Source organism: Luteimonas abyssi (genome assembly GCF_001482195.1).
GTDB classification, from domain to species: Bacteria; Pseudomonadota; Gammaproteobacteria; order Xanthomonadales; family Xanthomonadaceae; genus Luteimonas; species Luteimonas abyssi.
Genome location: NZ_KQ759763.1, coordinates 2,681,421 through 2,698,536 on the forward strand (window position 1 = coordinate 2,681,421; position 17,116 = coordinate 2,698,536).

Here is a 17,116-nt window from a genome sequence, read left to right on the forward strand (position 1 = left end):
GCTTCCTGCGCCCTAAACCCGTTGTGATTCCGCGACGGCCGCCGCGAGGGCGTCAATGGAGCGGGAGACGGGAATCGAACCCGCACCATCAGCTTGGAAGGCTGAGGTTCTACCATTGAACTACTCCCGCAACTGCGGAACCTGCACCGACCGCGATGGACTGCGAACGGCTTTGAAACTTGGTGGAGGGAGGTGGATTCGAACCACCGAAGGCGTAAGCCAGCAGATTTACAGTCTGCCCCCGTTGGCCGCTTGGGTATCCCTCCGGAACCGACCCAAGGGCCGGAACAGAGCCCGCAATTCTGGACTGCCGTGGAGGGGCTGTCAACGCTTCTCGTGCGTTTGATCTGCAAGTCGTGCGTTCAACACGGCGACCTCAGAACGCAGGGCGCGCAACTCTTCCAACAGCACCGCCGGCGGCGCCAGATCCATTCCTGCGCCCCCTCCCCCATCCACCGCCGCATCCACGCAGCGATCCGCCACCGCAGGCGCGTCGCCGGGCACCCCCGACGCGCCACCCGCTGCGGGCGTCTCGATCGTCGGCAGGCCGCCGCGCAGGGTGTCCATCGCGTTGACGATCACGGCGACGAAGAGATTCAACATGGTGAAGCTGGCGATCAACACGAACGGCACGAAGAACAGCCAGGCCAGCGGCTGCTCTTCCATGATCGTGCGGGTGATGCCCGAGGACCAGCTGTCGAGCGTCATCACCTGGAACAACGTGTACAGCGCCCGGTCCAGGCTGCCGAACCATTCGGGATGCGCCGGCCCGAACAATCCCACCACGATCACCGCACTGACGTAGAGCAGGATCAACAACAGGCCACCGATGGCCGCGATGCCGGGCACCGCCTTCAGCAAGGCCTCGACGACGAAACGGAGCTGCGGAACCGCCGACACCAGCCTCAGCACGCGCAGCACACGCAGGGCGCGCAGCACGGCGAGCGGCCCCGACGCCGGCATCAGGGCGATCCCCACCACGATGAAGTCGAAGACGTTCCAGCCACTGCGGAAGAAGCGCGGACCGAACGCGAACAGCTTGATCGCCAGCTCCGCCACGAACACCGTCAGCGCGGCGGCATCGAGCGCGCGCAGCCACGGCCCGAAGGCCTCGCGCGCGGCCGGCGAGGTCTCGGCGCCCAGCGTGGCAGCGTTGACCAGGATCACCGCGATCACGCACCACTGCACGCGCGGCGATTCGATCCATGCGCCGAGACGGGTCCGCAGCCCGTGTGCGGCGGCGTCGCTGAGGGGGTCGTCGTGCATGGCGCGCCCTGGCGTGGCCTGCGGGCGGCGGCGGCCACCCGCAGGCAGATCAGACGTTGAACGTGTCAGACGTTGAGCAAGTCAGACGTTGAAGCGGAAGTGCATCACGTCGCCATCCTTGACGATGTACTCCTTGCCCTCCAGGCGCCATTTGCCGGCTTCCTTGGCGCCGCCTTCGCCGTTGTAGCGAATGAAGTCGTCGTACCCGACCACTTCGGCGCGAATGAAGCCCTTCTCGAAATCGGTGTGGATCACCGCGGCCGCCTGTGGCGCGGTCGCGCCGATCTTCACCGTCCAGGCGCGCACTTCCTTGACCCCCGCGGTGAAGTAGGTCTGCAGGGCGAGCAGGCCGTACGCGGCCCGGATCACGCGGTTCAGGCCCGGCTCTTCGAGACCGAGATCGGCCAGGAACGCGTCGCGGTCGGTGTCGTCGAGCTGCGACAACTCCTCCTCGATCGCCGCCGACACCGGCACGACGTCGGCACCCTCGGCCACCGCGCGGGCGCGCACCGCATCGAGATGCGGATTGTCGTCGAAACCGTCCTCGAGCACGTTGGCGATGTACAGCACCGGCTTGATGGTGAGCAGGAACAGATCACGGATGATCGCGCGGTCGTCGTCGGTGAGTGCCAGCGCGCGCACCGGCCGGCCCTCGGCCAGCCCGGCCTGCACCCGCTGCAGCACCTCGGCGCGCGCCTTGGCATCCTTGTCGCCGGTCTTGGCCGAGCGCTCGGCCCGCTGCAGCGCTTTCTCCACCGAGTCCAGGTCGGCCAGCGCCAATTCGGTATCGATCGTCTCGATGTCGGCGATCGGATCCACCCGGTTGGCGACGTGGATCACGTCCGGATGTTCGAAGCAGCGCACCACGTGGGTGATCGCATCGACTTCGCGGATGTGGGCCAGGAACTTGTTGCCCAGCCCCTCGCCGCTCGCCGCACCGGCGACGAGGCCTGCGATGTCGACGAACTCGACCGCGGTCGGCAGCACCTTCTGCGGCTTGACGATCTCCGCCAGCGCGTTGAGGCGCGGATCCGGCACCGGCACGACGCCGACATTGGGCTCGATGGTGCAGAACGGGAAGTTGGCCGCGGCGATGCCGGCCTTCGTGAGCGCGTTGAACAGGGTCGACTTGCCCACGTTGGGCAGACCCACGATGCCGCATTTGATGCCCATGGCAGTTCCGTGATCCGTAATCCGTGATTCGCGATTGCCGACGCGCGGGCCCACCGGCTCCGCACATCGACAATCGCCAATCCCGGCGTCGTACGACGCGCTACGGCTTGGCCGTATGCAGGCGCGTCATCGCATCCATGAAGTTGCCCTCCACCGCCAGCGGCAGCGCATCGAGCGCATCGTCGATCGCGCGCGCGACCACGACGGCCTCGTCCGCCGATGCCCGGCCCAGCACCCAGGGCGTGACCTTGTCCTTGCTGCCGGGATGACCGATGCCCACACGCAACCGGTGGAAGCGACCGTTGCCCTGCAACCGAATGATGTCGCGCAGGCCGTTCTGCCCGCCGTGGCCGCCGTCGAACTTGAGCCGGGCGGTCCCGGGCGGCAGGTCCAGCTCGTCGTGGGCGACCAGGGTCTGCTCGGGCTCGATCTTCCAGAACCGCTGCGCGGCCTGGACCGATTTCCCGGAGAGATTCATGAACGTGGCCGGCTTGAGCAACCACACCGGACGGCCGGCGATGTCGACGCGGGCAGCCTCGCCGAACAGCTTGGCTTCGACGCTGAAACGCCCGCCGAAGCGGTCGGCGACCGCCTCCACGAAGGCGAACCCGGCGTTGTGCCGGGTTCGCGCGTAGTCGGGACCGGGGTTGCCCAGACCGACGATGAGTCGCAATCCGTCCATCGCATGGACCGGCGGGCGCGCCCGAAGGCACGCCCGCGCGGGGATCACTCGTCCTTGGCCTCGGCGTCGCCGCCTTCGGCTTCGGCATCCGGATCGGCCTCGGCCTCGACGCGACCGTGACGCGCGATCACGACGGCATGGTCGTGCTCTTTGCCCAGCTTCAGTTCCGGGATCTCGACGCCCTTCGGCAGCTTGAGCTCGGACAGGTGGATCGACTGGCCCAGCTCCAGCGCCGCGAGATCGACCTCGATGAACTCCGGCAGATCCTGCGGCAGGCAGCTCACCTGCACTTCGTTGAGCTCGTGGGTGACCACCACGTCGGCGGCCTTGCCGGCCGGCGAGGTCTCTTCGTTGAGGAAGTGCAGCGGCACCGCCGCGCGCAGGGCCTCGTTCTCGCTCACGCGCTGGAAGTCCAGGTGCATGATCAGCTGCTTGTACGGATGGCGCTGCATGTCACGCAGCAACACCTTCTGCACGTCGCCGTTGAGGCTCAGGTCCAGGATCGAGGAATAGAACCACTCGTTCTGGCTGGCCAGCCAGACCTTCTCGTGGTCGAGCTGGATGCTGACGGGGGCGAGGTCGCCACCGTAGACAACGGCCGGAATCTTGCCGGCGTGGCGGAGGCGGCGGCTCGCACCCTTCCCCCCGTCCTCGCGGCGCTCGACCGAAATTTCATGGTTTGCCATGTTGTGTCACTACCTTGGTTGGAAAGACCGCCTGTCGGCGGTCGGTGATGGATGCCTCCGCGACCAGAGGCACCCGCAGAGACCGGGCGCGGCGACGCCGCACCCGGCCGTAACTCAATCCACGTACAGCGAACTGACCGATTCGCCGAAAGCGACGCGGCGGATGGTCTCGGCCAGCAGCTCGGCCACGCTCAGCGCGCGGATCCGACCGCAGGCGCGGGCGGCGTCCGACAGCGGGATGGTGTCGGTGACCACCAGCTCGTCGAGCTGGGACTTGGTGATGTTCTCGATCGCCGCGCCCGACAGCACCGGGTGGGTGCAGTAGGCCACGACCTTGGTCGCGCCGTTTTCCTTCAACGCGGCGGCGGCGGCGCACAGGGTGCCGGCAGTGTCGACGATGTCGTCGACCAGCACGCAGGTCTTGCCCTCGACGTCGCCGATGATGTTCATCACCGTGGCCACGTTGGCGCGCGGGCGGCGCTTGTCGATGATCGCGAGATCGGCGTCGTCGAGGCGCTTGGCGATCGCGCGGGCGCGGACCACGCCGCCGACGTCGGGCGAGACCACCACCATGTTGTCGGTGCCGTGCGCGCGCCAGATGTCGGCCAGCAGCAGCGGCGAGGCGTAGACGTTGTCGACGGGGATGTCGAAGAAGCCCTGGATCTGGTCGGCGTGCAGGTCGACGGTGAGCACGCGATCCGTACCGACCGCGCCGATCATCTTGGCCGCCACCTTGGCGGTGATCGGAACCCGCGACGAGCGCAGGCGGCGGTCCTGGCGGGCGTAGCCGAAGTACGGGATCACCGCGGTGACGCTGGCGGCACTGGCGCGCTTGAGCGCGTCGACCAGCACGGCCAGCTCGACCAGATGCTCGGCGCTCGGCGCGCAGGTCGGCTGCAGCACGAACACTTCCTGGCGGCGGACGTTCTCCTCGATCTCGACCTGGACTTCGCCGTCGGAGAACGTCGAGACCAGCGCCTTGCCGGGGCGCATGCCCAGCTCGCGGCACACGGCCTTGGCGAGGGGACGATTGGCACTGCCTGAGAAGATCAGGAGGTTGCGATCTTCTTTCATGGGGACGACTCCGCTCCGCTCTGACCGTGGCGGTGATGGGGATGGGACCGCACGAGGCGGCGGATGGCAGGGGCGGCAGGATTCGAACCTGCGAATGCCGGGATCAAAACCCGGTGCCTTAGGCCTCTTGGCGACGCCCCTGTGTAACGTCCTGCAGCGCATCCAGCAGCGGCGAGCGCGCGGCGCCGGCGACCACCCAGGCACGAAGCCCGGCCGGCAGTGCGGCGTGCGCGGCCTCGGCGGCCTCGCGTGTGGCGAATTCGACGAAGCAGCCGCTCCCGGTTCCGGTCAGCCGTGCGCGGCCGACCCGCGACAGCGCGGCGAACGCAGCCTCGACGGCAGGTTCGCGGCGACGCAGGACCGGCTCGAACGCATTGCCGAGCGGAGCACCCGAAACGAAGTCGGATATTGTCGCGGGCGCAGCATTTCGCGTCAATTCCGGGTCCGCGAACAGCGCTGCGGTCGGTGTCGGCACGCCCGGATCCACCAGCACATACCAGGCCGGCGGCAATCCGACCGGGGTCAACCGCTCCCCCACGCCTTCGGCCCAGGCATTCTCACCAACCACGAAGACCGGCACATCTGCGCCGAGCCGCAGACCCAGGGCCGCCAACTGCGCTGACGACCGGCCGAGACCCCACAGATGATTCAACGCGACCAGCACACTGGCCGCGTCGGACGACCCTCCGCCGAACCCGCCACCGGCCGGGATGCGCTTTTCGACGCGGATATCGGCACCATGCGAGACGCTGGCTTCTTTTTGAAGCAGTTTCGCCGCCCGCACTGCCAGATCCGCATCGGCATCCAGACCCGGCAAGGTGACATCGGCGCGCACGATCCGCCCGTCAGCGCGCACCCGGACATGCACGGTGTCGCCCCAATCGAGCATGCGGAACATGCTTTGCAGGCTGTGGTAACCGTCGTCGCGGCGGCCGGTGATCCTCAGGAACAGGTTCAGCTTGGCCGGTGCCGGCCAGGCCGACCACGCTACCGGGTCCGCAACCGTCTTCCCGGCCGCAGCGGGCGTCGCCTCACCGCTCACGGGACGCCAGCGTCGACAGCCCCGTCGTCCAGCGTCCACGCATCGACGATCAGCCGAACCCGTGCGTCGTCGCGCTGCGCATTGACACGCAGCGGCAGCACCGGCGGCGGTCCCTCCGGCGACTGCCAACCGAGGTAATCGACGGTCCAGCCGTCCTGGCGCAGGCGGACCAATTGCCCCTCCGCGTCGAACTCCACCACGGCCGGCCCGAACCGCGTGGCATCGGCGCGCGCGCCTGCCGCCCAGGCGGCCAGCGCGGCCACCGGGATCTCGAGCCCGGTGGCCTCCCGCAGCAGCAGGCCGACGTCGGCACCTTCGCGCGGCCCACCGTCGAGCCCCTCGATGCGCGCACCGTCGGGGCCGCCTTGCAGGCTCCAGCTCTGCCGGGTCACCGGCGCACTCAACGTGACCCGATACGCGCCCCCCTCCTGCCGCCAATCGAGCCGGCCATTGCCGCCGTCTCGCCCCTTCGACAGCGCGACCCGGCCGGAGAACGCCAGCACCGGCAGGGCGGCCACCGTGGCCTCGCGCGCCTCCAGCCGCTGTTGCGCCGCCTGCTGCGCAGGCGCGTCGAGCACACTGGACACCGGTGCCGGCCCACTCGGTACGCTGACGCAGCCCGCGAGCACGACCGCGATGCCCAACGCGGCAGCGTGCAGGCGCAGACGCCCTGCACGCGGGCCCTGCCGGGACGGCCACGCCTTTCGAACCGTTACCGTCGGCCGCCCGCTCCCGCGCATCGCGCCGCACCCGCTCACAGTTCCACTCCGGTGTTCTCGAGTGCGCGCAGCAACGAGCGGTTGTCCGGATCCAGCGCCTGCGCCTTGCCGAACCAGTCGCGCGCCTCGTCGCGGCGTCCCATCGCCCACAGCACCTCGGCCACATGCGCCGCGACTTCTGGATCCTGCATCAACGTCCAGGCCCGCCGCAGCTCGGACAGCGCCGCCTCGTAACGGCCGAGGCGGTAGAGCACCCAGCCGTAGCTGTCGATGATCGCGGCATTGTCCGGCTCGGCGACGCGCGCGCGGTCGATCAGCTCCAGCGCCTCGCGGTACCGGTCGGTACGGTCGGCCAGGGTGTAGCCGAGCGCGTTGAGCGCGGCAACGTTCTCCGGCTCGGCGACCAGGATGCGGCGCAGGTCCGCCTCCGCGCGCGGAATGTCGTCGCGGCGCTCCCACATCAGCGCGCGGGCATAGAGCAGCGCACCGTCGTCGGGGTGGGCACCGAGACCGCGCGCATAGGTGTCGGCTTCGGCCGTGGAGTTGCCGTCCTGCTGGTGCAGCTCGGCCTCGAACAGATAGGCGTCGCGGCGGAGCTCGTCGTCCACTGCCGCATCGGCCTGCAGGCCGCGCAGACCGGCGAAGGCCTCGTCCTGGCGCTCCATGTCGTGCAGGACCTTGGCGGTGCGCAGCTGCGCGACCTGGCGGGGTTCGCCGCCGGGCACGCTGGCGTACCACTCCAGCGCTTCGTCGTGCAGGTCCAGGTACTCGGCCATCTGCCCGAGCAGCAGCCGCCACCCCGGCTCGGGCGACTGCGCCTGCTCGCGCAGTTCGGCGTACAGCGCCTCCAGCGCCGGTAGGTCCTCCGCCTTCACCAGCAACGAGGCCCTGAGACCGTAGCTGCGCTGGTCCTGGGGGCCCATCGCCATGATCCGCGCGGACGCCGACGGATCGCCCAGCGCATCGTATTCGGCCGCGATGGCCAGCCGGAGGTCCGGGGACAGCAGCGCCTGGTCCTCGACCCGCACCAGCGCTTCGCGCGCCTGTTCGAGCTGGCCGGCCTCGCGCAGCTGGACGCTGCGCAGCAGCGCCACCCGCGGCTCGTCGGGGAAGCGGCGCAGCACCTCCTGCAGTATCCGCTCGGACACATCGCCACCCAGGCGCTGGGCCAGCCCGCCAAACGCCAGCCAGGCCTGCAGGTCGTCGGGGATCGCGCCGGCATCGACGAGCCGACGCACCAGCCGCGCCGCATCCTCGGGACTCCGGCTGCCGGCACTGATCGCCGACAGCGCATGGCGCCAGCCATCGGCGCCCGGCGCCTGCATGAGCGCGATCAGTTCGCGCCGGGCGGCGCGCTCGCGACCGGTCCGCAACAGCCAGGTCGCCTCGATGCCCGACAACTGCAGCGACGGCGGCGCTGCGGCCTTCCACATCTGCAGCGCCTCGCCGGCCCGGCGGTCGTCGTTGGCGAGCAGCGCGATCCGGGTGGCGCGCTCGGACAGGGCCGGATCCTCCGGCGCGGCCTGGGCCGCGCGCAGGTACCAGTCCGCCGCCTCGTCGAGACGGCCGGCCTGCAGCGCGAATTCGCCCGAAAGGGTCGCATCGAGCAGCGCACCGGAGGCGGCTTCGCGCGCCGCCAGCGGCGCGATCGCGGCCATCAGAGCCGCGGCGAGAACGAGCGGGCGAAACGCTGAACGGAACAAAGCGGGCATCGTCGGCGGTCGGGCCGTAAAATACGGCGTTCGGCCGCAAGCTTATCGCAAGCCCCTGAACGCCTGGTTCTCGTTCCCATGAGTCTTTTCGCCCTCGGCATCAACCACCAGAGCGCGCCGGTCGACCTGCGCGAACGGGTGGCGTTTGCCGAGCACGCACTGCCGGACGCGCTCGCCGAGATCCGCGCGCTGCCGTCGGTGCGCGAGGCGTTGCTGCTGTCGACCTGCAACCGGACCGAGCTCTACGCGGTGGCCGACGACGGCGACGAGGTGTTGGCCGCATGGCTGGTGAACCGGCCGGACGCCGATCTCGGCGCCTATCTCTATCGCCATGCCGACGCCAACGCCGCCCGCCATCTGTTCCGGGTCGCGACCGGGCTCGACTCGCTGGTCCTGGGCGAACCCCAGATCCTCGGCCAGGTGAAGCAGGCCTGGGCGGCGGCGCGTGCGGCCGGCGCCCTGGGCAACCAGCTCGACCGCCTGTTCCAGCATGCGTTCGTGACCGCCAAACGCGCACGCAGCGAGACCCGGATCGGCACCAGCCCGGTGTCGGTGGCATCACTGGCGGTGCGGCTGGCGCAGGATTCGTTCGCGCGGCTGTCGGATTCGACCGTGTTGCTGATCGGCGCCGGCGAAACCATCGAACTCGCCGCCCGCCACCTGGTGCAGGCGCAGGCGCGCCGTCTGCTGGTCGCCAACCGGACCCTGGCGCATGCACAGGCACTGGCCTCGCGGCACGGCGGCGTCGCGTTGCCGCTGGAGGATCTGGACCGGCATCTGTCGCAGGCCGACATGGTGTTCTCGGCCACCGCCAGCCGCGAGCCGGTGTTGCACCGCCCGCAGGTGGAGGCGGCCCTGCGCGCGCGCAAGCACAAGCCGATGCTGCTGATGGACCTCGCGGTCCCGCGCGACATCGCGCCCGACGTCGCCGATCTCAAGGACGCCTACCTGTACACGGTCGACGACCTCGAGCGCGCGGTCGAGGACAACCGCCGCAACCGCCGCGAGGCCGCCGAAGCGGCCGAGGCCATCATCGACCTGCAGGTCTCGCGCTACCGCGAACTGCAGGCCGCGAGCGCCTTCGACGCGCCGCTGCGCCTGCTGCGCGCGCATGGCGAGCGCGCACGCGCCGACGTGCTCGCCCGGGCGCGCCAGCAACTGGCCCAGGGACGCGACCCCGACGACGTGCTCGCCTTCCTCGCCCACACCCTGACCAACCGCCTGCTGCACGCCCCCACCGCCGCGGTGCGCGAGACCGCCGCCGGCGGCAATGCCCAACTCGCCGCCGCGCTCGAGCGCGCACTGCAGCCCACGCCCCCGGAATCCGACGACGATGCTGCCGACCCTGCGCCACAAGCTTGAGGCGCTGGCCGAGCGTCGCGAAGAACTCGAACGCCTGCTCGCCGAACCCGACGTCGCCGCCGATGCGCAGCGCTTCCGGGCATTGTCCCGGGAGTTCGCCCAGCTCGAGCCGCTGGCCGCCACGCTCGCGGCCGAGCAGCAGGCCCGGCAGGACCTGGCCGGCGCACGGGCCCTGCGTGACGATCCGGAACTGGGTGCGCTCGCCGACGAGGAAATCGAGGCCGCGCAGGCGCGCCTGGAGACGCTCGATGCCGAACTGATGGCGTTGCTGGTACCTCGCGATGCGCGCGACGACGGCGGCCTGTACCTGGAGATCCGCGCCGGCACCGGGGGCGACGAGGCGGCGATCTTCGCCGGCGACCTGTTCCGCATGTACGGGCGCTACGCCGAACGCCAGGGGTGGCGGGTCGAGGTGGAGTCCGCGAATGCCGGCGAGCACGGCGGCTTTCGCGAGGTGATCGCCCGGGTCGAAGGTGCCGGCGCCTACGCGCGGCTGAAGTTCGAATCCGGCACCCACCGCGTGCAGCGCGTGCCGGAAACCGAGTCGCAGGGGCGCATCCACACCTCGGCGGCGACGGTGGCGATCATCCCGGTCGAGGACGACGGCGAGCCGATCGAACTCAACCCCGCCGACCTCAAGATCGACACGTTCCGCTCTTCCGGCGCCGGCGGCCAGCACGTCAACAAGACCGATTCGGCCATCCGCATCACCCACTTGCCGAGTGGCGTGGTGGTGGAATCGCAGACCGAGCGTTCCCAGCACGCCAACCGCGACAAGGCGATGAAGCGCCTGCGCGCCATGCTGGCCGAGGCCGAGGCCGACCGGCGCGCCGCCGCGACCGCCGCTGCGCGCAAGCTGCAGGTCGGCAGCGGCGACCGCAGCCAGCGCATCCGCACCTACAACTATCCGCAGGGCCGCATCACCGACCACCGTGTCGACGGCCTGACCCTGTACGACCTGCCCAACATCGTCGAAGGCGGGCTCGATGCGCTGATCGACCGGCTGACCCAGGAGCAGCAGGCCGACCTGCTGGCGCAGTTGGCCGACGCCGGCCGATGACGGCAGTTGCCGAACGGCCGGGGTGACAGACGGCGACGGGCACGCGAGCATGGAGCACCGCACCACGCATCTGTCCCATGCCCACCGCCATCCATCGCGCCGGTCCCGACGACATCGATCAGCTCGCGGCGCTGTTCCATCGCTCTCGCGTCTTCTACGTCGTCGAGCCCGCGCATCGCCGCCGGGGTGTCGCACGCGCGCCGCTGCAGGCTGCTGCCGCCTTCGGTCGCGATGCCGGCGCGCTCCGGCGCGCGCTGAAGACCACACCGGACAACTTCCCCGCGCAGGCCGTGTACCGGTCGGCGGGCTGGGAACCGTTCGACGGGACGCCCTGGTCCCGGTTGCCGCTGTCCCCGCCGTGAGCCCCGGCGCGCGCATCGATCCGCGACGTCAGGCGCGCCTGGCGGTCCAGCGCGCGCCGCAGGACGCGATGGCGTGGATCCTGCTCTCGGATGTGGAGCTCGATGCCGGCGATGCGCGCAACGGCGCGGGCGCCGCGCAGCAGGCATTGCGTCTGGCGCCTGGCCACCCGGAAGCACTCGCCCGTCTCGGACGCGGCCTGTGGATGCTCGGGCGGCACCCCGAGGCCACGCAAGCGCTGCGCGCCGCTGCCCGCAATGCACCCGGCCATCCCGGCATCCAGGTCTGGCTGGGGCACGCGCTCGAGGACGCCGGCGAGGCCGAGGCCGCCAATGCCGCCTACGCAGAAGCTCATCGTCTGCTGCCTGCGCAGGCGCAGATCGCCGCCTATCTGCTGGCCTGGCGGCGCCGGCTGTGCGACTGGCGCGACCTCGACGCGCTGTCGCGACAGGTCCGCACGGCGGTGACCGCCGGCGAGATGGCGATCGAACCGTTCGCGTTCCTGAGCGAGGACGCGTCGCCGGCCGAACAGCTCGCCTGCGCACGCCTGAAGGCGGCAACGGTGACCGCCCGCATCCACCCGCTTCCGCCCGCAGACGCCGCACCGGTTCGCGACGATGATGCGCCGCTCCGCCTGGGTTTCCTGTCCAACGGCTTCGGCGCACACCCCACCGGCCTGCTGACCGTCGCGTTCTTCGAAACGTTGCGGGCGCGCGGCGGTACCGACATCAAGCTGTTCGCGCTCACCCCTGACGACGGCAGCCCCATCCGCAGCCGTCTGGCCGCCGCGGCGCACGCCCTGCACGCGGTCGGCGACCTGTCCCACCACGCACTCGCCGCACATCTGCGCGATGCCCGACTCGATGTCCTGTTCGATCTGCGCGGCTGGGGCGGCGGCGGGCGTCCGGAAGCGCTGGCGATGCGTCCCGCGCCGTTACAGGTGAACTGGCTCGCCTATCCCGGCACCAGCGGTGCGCCCTGGATCGACTACGTGCTGGCCGACACTGTCGCCCTGCCCGACACCCTGGCACCGCATTACAGCGAAGCGGTCGCGTGGCTGCCGCGGTGCTTCCAGCCCACCGACACCCGGCGCGACATCCCGCCGACACCGGAGCGCACCGCTTGCGGACTGCCTGCGACGGGTGTCGTGTTCTGCTGCTTCAACAACAGCTACAAACTCAACCCGGCCACGTTCTCGCGCCTGTCGCGCGTGCTCGCCGGCGTGCCCGGCAGCGTGCTGTGGCTGCTCTCAGGCCCGGGCGAGGCGGACGCCCGGCTGCGCCTGGCCGCGCAGGCACGGGGAATCGCGCCCGAGCGCCTCGTGTTCATGCCCAAGCAGCCACACGCGACCTATCTCGCCCGGCTGCGTCTGGCCGACCTGTTCCTCGACTGCAATCCCTACAACGCCCACACCACCGCGTCCGATGCGCTCTGGGCAGGCTGTCCCGTCCTGACCCGTCCTGGTGCCACCTTCGCCTCGCGCGTCGCCGCCAGCCTGGTCCACCATCTGGGCCTCCCCGAGCTGGCGGTGGACGACGACGAGGTCTTCGTCGCCACCGCCGTGGCACTGGGCAACGATCCCGTGCGGCTGCGCGCCCTGCGCGAGCGGGTCACGACCGCTCGCGACCGCGGCCCCCTTTTCGACACCGCCGCCTTCGCGGACGATTTCCTGCATCTGGTCGGCCGCATGGTCGCCCGTCACCGGCGGGGCGATGCGCCGGCTGCGCTGGCGACCGAACACGCATCCGCACCCACCCGCTGAGCTCGAGGCGCCGCAGGTCACGACCGCGACCGGCATCGCGCCGGGCGGCGAACCGCACGTGCCCGATTCGCCCGCCCGCAAACCGCACGCGGCGACGCACATCCGGGTCTATCGCCCGCGGGCCGCCCCCGCTAACCTGCTGCCATGACTGCACAACGCGATTTCATCCCGCTCTCGATCGCCGTCCTGACCGTGTCCGACAGCCGCACCCTCGCCGAGGACAGTTCCGGCGACTACCTGGTCGAATCCCTGACCGCCGCCGGACACCACCTGGCGGACCGGGCCCTGCTCCCCGACGATCGCTACCGCCTGCGCGCGGCGGTCTCGCAGTGGATCGCCGACGACGCCGTCGACGGCATCCTGGTCACCGGCGGCACCGGTTTCACCGGCCGCGACTCCACGCCCGAAGCGCTGCGCCCGCTGCTGGACAAGGAGATGTCCGGTTTCGGCGAACTGTTCCGCGCGATCAGCTTCGACGAGATCGGCACCTCGTCGCTGCAGTCGCGCGCCTTCGCCGGCCTGGCCAACGCCACCTTCCTGTTCTGTCTGCCGGGCTCCACCTCCGCCTGCCGCACCGGCTGGGAGAAGATCGTGCGCGACCAGCTCGATGCCCGCACGCGGCCGTGCAACCTCGCCACCCTGCGCCCACGCCTGCGTGAGTAAGTCATGTCGAAACGCGCCCCACGGATGAAGCGCAAGGACTACGAGGCCGCCCTGGCCCCGATGCAGACGCGGCTCGCCGACGCCGCACGCTGGCTGCAGGCCAGCGGCCGCAGGTTGGTGGTGGTGTTCGAAGGCCGCGACACCGCCGGCAAGGGCGGTGCGATCGGCGCGATCTCGCGGCACATCAATCCACGCCAGTGCCACATCGTCGCGCTGCCCAAGCCGAGCGACCGCGAAACAGGCCAGTGGTACTTCCAGCGCTACATATCGCACCTGCCGGCAGCGGGCGAGATCGCCCTGTTCGACCGCAGCTGGTACAACCGCGCCGGCGTCGAGCGCGTGATGGGCTTCGCCAGCGCATCCGAAGTGCAGCAGTTCCTCGCCCAGGCCCCCACGTTCGAGCAACTGCTGGTCGACGACGGCATCCTGCTGTTCAAGTACTGGCTGTGCTGCGATCAGGCCCAGCAGGAAAAGCGCCTCGCCGAACGCCTGGACGATCCGCTCAAACGCTGGAAACTGTCGCCGATGGACCTCGCCTCGCGCGAACGCTACGACGCCTACACGCAGGCCCGCGAGGCCATGCTCGCCGCGACCCACACCGCCCACGCGCCGTGGACCCTGGTGGACTTCAACGATCAGCGTCGCGGCCGGCTGACGTTGATCCGCGATCTGCTCGACCGCCTGCCCGATACCCACATCGATGCGCCCGCGCTGGCGTACCCGTCGCTGGATGGCCCGCCGAGAAAGGAACGGTACGGCGTCCTGAAGCCCTTATCGCCCTTCAGGGTCGATTGACGTCGTGCGCCGTCAAGGACAGCGCCGCCTGATCGCATGGATGCTGTCCGGGCTCCTCGCCCCGGCGGCCTGGGCCCAGACTGCGGATGAGTTGGCGCCATCGCACACCGCATCCGCAGGCACGCCATCGCCGGATCAGGACCGGGACCGGGACCAGGGCGCGATCGCCGAACTCGACACGATCCAGGTCGTTGGCCAGCGCCCGCCGGACCCGTTCGCGTTCCGTAATCCGGTCGATGTCGGGGACACTGTCTTCAGCCGCAGCTGGCGCGAACCGCCCAGCCTCCATGCGATCGGCATGCAGGGCGGCCTGGTCCAGTTGGCCGTCGGCTACGCGTTGCTGCAAGGCGCCAAAGCGGTCCAACGCCTGCCGGGCTGGACACCCCAGGTCGAGGCGGCCAGCGCACGTCCGCCACCGCTGGATCCGGATCAACTTGCGCGATCGGCCCGCTTGCTGGACGAGGCCTCCGGCACCCCACCGACCGCACACGACGCAACCGGCAGCGCTGGAAGCTCAACGAATCGAGAAGCCCTGCTCGTCGATTGACGCCGGCGGCACGTCCTCGCGGATCACGGCGTCCACCCGTGCCTTCGGCGGCCCATGCCGCAACCAGGCCGCGAGCGCCGCGACAGCTTCGGGATCGCCGACGGCACGGACCTCGACCCGGCCGTCGTCGAGATTGATGGCGGTTCCCTGCAGCGCCAGCCGCTGCGCCTGCTCGCGCGTCGACGCACGGAAGAACACGCCCTGCACCCGGCCGCTCACCAGGAAACGCGCCGCCACGCGGCTCATGCAGCGGGCGATGTCGGTACCGCCGGCCCACCCGCCGCGGCGATGTCGCGCTCGATGTCCTCCGCGGTGATCGGGCCGAGATAGCGCTGGACCACGGCACCTTCCGGATCGATCAGATAGGTCATCGGCAGCCCCCGCGGCGTCTCGAAATCCTCCGGCGGCGAGAACACGTCGACGATCGCGATCGGATACAGCACCGGATGCTTGTCCAGGAACGCGCGCATCGCATCCGGCTCGATGTCCTCGTACGCCAGTCCGATCACTTCGATGTGCTCGCGCATCGCCCCCAGCGCCGACAGCTCGGGCATCTCCTTGAGGCACGGCGCACACCAGGTGGCCCAGAAGTTCACCACCACCCATTGGCCGCGCCGGTCGGCGAGATCGTAGGTGTCGCCGTCGAGCGTCGTGACCTGCAACCGCGGGTGACGCACGCGCGCCGCATCGTCGCCGTCGGCATCGGGCACCGCCGCATCCGGCGCCTGTTCGATCGGCGTCGGCAGCGGCGCCTCGGCCTCCGGTGCGGGCGCGCGCTGACAGGCGGCCAGCAGCGCGAGCATGGCGAGGGGAGCGAGACGGGGCAGCAGTCGGTTCATCACGTCGAATCCGGTCCGGGGGAATAGAGATCGCCGACACGGCGCTTGAGCAGTTCGCGCAGCGGCATGCGCAGATCGTCCACCGCCGCCAGCGCCGCCCGCCCCAGCGGGTCGTCCTGGCACGGCAGGTGCGCTTCGCGGATCGGGATCCGCAGACGACAGGTCTCGTAGAGCTCGCCGAGGGTGATCGCATCGAGATCCCGCCCGAGCAGCCAGGCCCCGTTCTCGGCCCGCACCAGAACACCGGTCGGTTCGAGCTGGGCGAAGAACCGCTGCACGAGGGCATCGGTCAGGCACGGCTCGAGCGCCATCAGTTCATCGGTGTGCAGGCCGCGGCCGTCGCGACGCGCCTGGGCGAACCGACCCAGCAGCCGCAGCAGCGCGAACGCCTCGAAGCCGGCCGGCAGGCGCATCGCGGCCGGTTGGTAGCGGAACGCGGACAGCGACGAGGCGAACGATGCCCCCAGCAGGATCGCCATCCACGCGAAGTAGATCCACAGCAACAGGATCGGGATGAAGGCGACCTGGCCGTAGATGCGCTGGTAACTGTCGAAGCTGCCCAGGTAGAACGCGATCAGGCGCTTGGCCACCTCCAGCAGCACCGCCGCCAGCACCGCGCCGCCGAAGGCGTAGCGCCAGGGCACGGTGCGATGCGGGATCACCCGGTAGATGGTGGCGATCGCCAGCAGTTCGATCAGCAACGGCGTGCCCTGCAGCAGCGCCCCCTGGAACCACTGGCCGGTCCCGGTCCGCTGGAACATGTCCAGCGACAGGAAACGGCTGAACAGCGACAGGCTGGCCGCGGCCACCAGGGCTCCCAACGTCAGCACGGTCCAGTAGACCAGGAAGCGGCTGACCTTGGGCCGCGCGGTGGGCACGCGCCAGATGCGGTTGAAGGTCGCTTCCACGCCCTGCAGGGTGATCAGCACCGAGACCACCAGCGCGATCACGCCCAGGGTGGTGAGCTGGCCGATGTTCTGCGAGAACGCCAGCAGGTAATCCTCGACCCGACGCGCGGAATCGGGCACGAAGTTCGAGAACACGTAATCGGTGAGCTGCTCGCTCCACGACTCGAACACCGGGAACGCCGACAGCACGCCGAACACCACCATGCTCAACGGCACCAGCGCGAACACCGTGGTGAAGGCCAGCGCACCCGCGGCCTCGAACAGGCGGTCGTCCTCGGATCGTTGCCAGAGAAACCGCAGGAACGACCGGGCACGGGCCCGGTCGGTCATGCGTTCGCTCCAGCGGTAGAAGGTATCGAGCGGCTCCATGCGCCGGAAGCGTACCCGAAGCGGGGACGTTCGATGGTCGAGACGGGCCGGCACGGGCGGCGGCGATCGCCGGCGCGTGCACTATCCTTGCCCCCGG

The 17,116-nt window shown here is 70.2% G+C and carries 18 protein-coding genes and 3 tRNA genes; 7 read left to right on the forward strand and 14 right to left on the reverse strand.

All coding sequences use genetic code 11. The features are described from left to right. Positions 1-56 precede the first annotated feature (56 nt). The 11 genes from RG19_RS11570 to RG19_RS11620 all read right to left on the reverse strand — a co-directional run bounded on the left by RG19_RS11570 (position 57) and on the right by RG19_RS11620 (position 8,354). Positions 57-130 (reverse strand) — tRNA-Gly (locus RG19_RS11570). Between the two features lie 50 nt (positions 131-180). Beyond that, positions 181-266, reverse strand: a tRNA-Tyr gene (locus RG19_RS11575). Between the two features lie 58 nt (positions 267-324). After that, entirely contained in the window at positions 325-1,266 is a 942-nt protein-coding gene (locus RG19_RS11580; RefSeq protein ID WP_058835397.1) for an ion transporter, read from the reverse strand. An 81-nt stretch (positions 1,267-1,347) separates the two neighbouring features. After that, positions 1,348-2,439 (reverse strand): redox-regulated ATPase YchF, encoded by a 1,092-nt coding sequence (gene ychF, locus RG19_RS11585; protein ID WP_058835398.1) that lies wholly within the window; start codon positions 2,437-2,439, stop codon positions 1,348-1,350. A 100-nt stretch (positions 2,440-2,539) separates the two neighbouring features. Further along, entirely contained in the window at positions 2,540-3,121 is a 582-nt protein-coding gene (pth, locus tag RG19_RS11590) for an aminoacyl-tRNA hydrolase (protein WP_058835399.1), read from the reverse strand. Positions 3,122-3,165: 44 nt separating this feature from the next. After that, on the reverse strand, positions 3,166-3,807 hold the full coding sequence (locus RG19_RS11595; RefSeq protein WP_058835400.1) for a 50S ribosomal protein L25/general stress protein Ctc: 642 nt from the start codon (positions 3,805-3,807) through the stop codon (positions 3,166-3,168). A 114-nt stretch (positions 3,808-3,921) separates the two neighbouring features. Continuing rightward, positions 3,922-4,881, reverse strand: coding sequence for a ribose-phosphate diphosphokinase (locus RG19_RS11600; RefSeq protein WP_058835401.1), 960 nt, complete (start codon positions 4,879-4,881; stop codon positions 3,922-3,924). 64 nt (positions 4,882-4,945) lie between these two features. Continuing rightward, a tRNA-Gln gene (locus RG19_RS11605) sits at positions 4,946-5,022 on the reverse strand. Continuing rightward, positions 5,000-5,923 (reverse strand): 4-(cytidine 5'-diphospho)-2-C-methyl-D-erythritol kinase, encoded by a 924-nt coding sequence (gene ispE, locus RG19_RS11610; protein WP_058836576.1) that lies wholly within the window; start codon positions 5,921-5,923, stop codon positions 5,000-5,002. Before ispE ends, RG19_RS11605 begins: the two co-directional genes overlap by 23 nt. Further along, positions 5,920-6,588, reverse strand: a complete 669-nt coding sequence (gene lolB, locus RG19_RS11615) for a lipoprotein insertase outer membrane protein LolB (RefSeq protein WP_058836577.1) — start codon at positions 6,586-6,588, stop codon at positions 5,920-5,922. Before lolB ends, ispE begins: the two co-directional genes overlap by 4 nt. Before the next feature lie 89 nt (positions 6,589-6,677). Further along, positions 6,678-8,354 carry a tetratricopeptide repeat protein gene (locus RG19_RS11620; protein WP_058835402.1) on the reverse strand — a complete coding sequence of 559 codons (1,677 nt, stop codon included), beginning with the start codon at positions 8,352-8,354 and terminating at the stop codon, positions 6,678-6,680. 78 nt (positions 8,355-8,432) lie between these two features. Between RG19_RS11620 and hemA the strand changes: the two genes are divergently transcribed. The 7 genes from hemA (at position 8,433) to RG19_RS11655 (ending at position 14,903) form a co-directional block, all read left to right on the forward strand. Continuing rightward, positions 8,433-9,716, forward strand: a complete 1,284-nt coding sequence (gene hemA, locus RG19_RS11625) for a glutamyl-tRNA reductase (protein ID WP_058835403.1) — start codon at positions 8,433-8,435, stop codon at positions 9,714-9,716. Further along, positions 9,688-10,776, forward strand: a complete 1,089-nt coding sequence (gene prfA, locus RG19_RS11630) for a peptide chain release factor 1 (protein ID WP_058835404.1) — start codon at positions 9,688-9,690, stop codon at positions 10,774-10,776. Before hemA ends, prfA begins: the two co-directional genes overlap by 29 nt. 77 nt (positions 10,777-10,853) lie before the next feature. Next, positions 10,854-11,138 carry a GNAT family N-acetyltransferase gene (locus RG19_RS11635; RefSeq protein ID WP_058835405.1) on the forward strand — a complete coding sequence of 95 codons (285 nt, stop codon included), beginning with the start codon at positions 10,854-10,856 and terminating at the stop codon, positions 11,136-11,138. A gap of 68 nt (positions 11,139-11,206) precedes the next feature. Further along, entirely contained in the window at positions 11,207-12,898 is a 1,692-nt protein-coding gene (locus RG19_RS11640; protein WP_082672823.1) for an O-linked N-acetylglucosamine transferase, SPINDLY family protein, read from the forward strand. Positions 12,899-13,042: 144 nt separating this feature from the next. After that, positions 13,043-13,561, forward strand: a complete 519-nt coding sequence (gene moaB / locus RG19_RS11645; protein ID WP_058835406.1) for a molybdenum cofactor biosynthesis protein B — start codon at positions 13,043-13,045, stop codon at positions 13,559-13,561. A gap of 3 nt (positions 13,562-13,564) precedes the next feature. Next, positions 13,565-14,356 carry a polyphosphate kinase 2 gene (gene ppk2 / locus RG19_RS11650; RefSeq protein WP_058835407.1) on the forward strand — a complete coding sequence of 264 codons (792 nt, stop codon included), beginning with the start codon at positions 13,565-13,567 and terminating at the stop codon, positions 14,354-14,356. Positions 14,357-14,396: 40 nt separating this feature from the next. Next, the gene (locus RG19_RS11655; protein ID WP_162267070.1) at positions 14,397-14,903 is read left to right on the forward strand and encodes a hypothetical protein; all 507 of its coding nucleotides are present in this window, start codon (positions 14,397-14,399) and stop codon (positions 14,901-14,903) included. Here RG19_RS11655 and RG19_RS11660 read toward each other — a convergent pair. Genes RG19_RS11660 through RG19_RS11670 form a run of 3 tightly spaced genes read right to left on the reverse strand, consistent with a single transcriptional unit; the run spans position 14,871 to position 17,019 of the window. Then, the gene (locus tag RG19_RS11660; protein WP_058835409.1) at positions 14,871-15,149 is read right to left on the reverse strand and encodes an acylphosphatase; all 279 of its coding nucleotides are present in this window, start codon (positions 15,147-15,149) and stop codon (positions 14,871-14,873) included. The genes RG19_RS11655 and RG19_RS11660 overlap by 33 nt on opposite strands. Next, the gene (locus RG19_RS11665) at positions 15,146-15,742 is read right to left on the reverse strand and encodes a TlpA family protein disulfide reductase (protein ID WP_058835410.1); all 597 of its coding nucleotides are present in this window, start codon (positions 15,740-15,742) and stop codon (positions 15,146-15,148) included. Before RG19_RS11665 ends, RG19_RS11660 begins: the two co-directional genes overlap by 4 nt. Beyond that, positions 15,742-17,019 carry a YihY family inner membrane protein gene (locus RG19_RS11670; protein ID WP_058835411.1) on the reverse strand — a complete coding sequence of 426 codons (1,278 nt, stop codon included), beginning with the start codon at positions 17,017-17,019 and terminating at the stop codon, positions 15,742-15,744. The genes RG19_RS11665 and RG19_RS11670 overlap by 1 nt, the downstream gene beginning before the upstream one ends. Positions 17,020-17,116: the final 97 nt, after the last annotated feature.

Excerpts from the sequence above, each read along its gene's own strand:
- RG19_RS11580 (WP_058835397.1), bottom strand. The coding sequence starts at position 1,266 with ATGCACGACGACCCCCTCAGCGACGCCGCCGCACACGGGCTGCGGACC.
- RG19_RS11670 (WP_058835411.1), bottom strand. The coding sequence starts at position 17,019 with ATGGAGCCGCTCGATACCTTCTACCGCTGGAGCGAACGCATGACCGAC.
- RG19_RS11640 (WP_082672823.1), top strand. The coding sequence starts at position 11,207 with ATGGCGTGGATCCTGCTCTCGGATGTGGAGCTCGATGCCGGCGATGCG.
- pth (WP_058835399.1), bottom strand. The coding sequence starts at position 3,121 with ATGGACGGATTGCGACTCATCGTCGGTCTGGGCAACCCCGGTCCCGAC.
- RG19_RS11620 (WP_058835402.1), bottom strand. The coding sequence starts at position 8,354 with ATGCCCGCTTTGTTCCGTTCAGCGTTTCGCCCGCTCGTTCTCGCCGCG.
- RG19_RS11660 (WP_058835409.1), bottom strand. The coding sequence starts at position 15,149 with ATGAGCCGCGTGGCGGCGCGTTTCCTGGTGAGCGGCCGGGTGCAGGGC.
- RG19_RS11665 (WP_058835410.1), bottom strand. The coding sequence starts at position 15,742 with ATGAACCGACTGCTGCCCCGTCTCGCTCCCCTCGCCATGCTCGCGCTG.
- RG19_RS11595 (WP_058835400.1), bottom strand. The coding sequence starts at position 3,807 with ATGGCAAACCATGAAATTTCGGTCGAGCGCCGCGAGGACGGGGGGAAG.
- prfA (WP_058835404.1), top strand. The coding sequence starts at position 9,688 with ATGCTGCCGACCCTGCGCCACAAGCTTGAGGCGCTGGCCGAGCGTCGC.
- RG19_RS11655 (WP_162267070.1), top strand. The coding sequence starts at position 14,397 with ATGCTGTCCGGGCTCCTCGCCCCGGCGGCCTGGGCCCAGACTGCGGAT.
- ppk2 (WP_058835407.1), top strand. The coding sequence starts at position 13,565 with ATGTCGAAACGCGCCCCACGGATGAAGCGCAAGGACTACGAGGCCGCC.
- hemA (WP_058835403.1), top strand. The coding sequence starts at position 8,433 with ATGAGTCTTTTCGCCCTCGGCATCAACCACCAGAGCGCGCCGGTCGAC.
- RG19_RS11600 (WP_058835401.1), bottom strand. The coding sequence starts at position 4,881 with ATGAAAGAAGATCGCAACCTCCTGATCTTCTCAGGCAGTGCCAATCGT.
- ychF (WP_058835398.1), bottom strand. The coding sequence starts at position 2,439 with ATGGGCATCAAATGCGGCATCGTGGGTCTGCCCAACGTGGGCAAGTCG.
- RG19_RS11635 (WP_058835405.1), top strand. The coding sequence starts at position 10,854 with ATGCCCACCGCCATCCATCGCGCCGGTCCCGACGACATCGATCAGCTC.
- moaB (WP_058835406.1), top strand. The coding sequence starts at position 13,043 with ATGACTGCACAACGCGATTTCATCCCGCTCTCGATCGCCGTCCTGACC.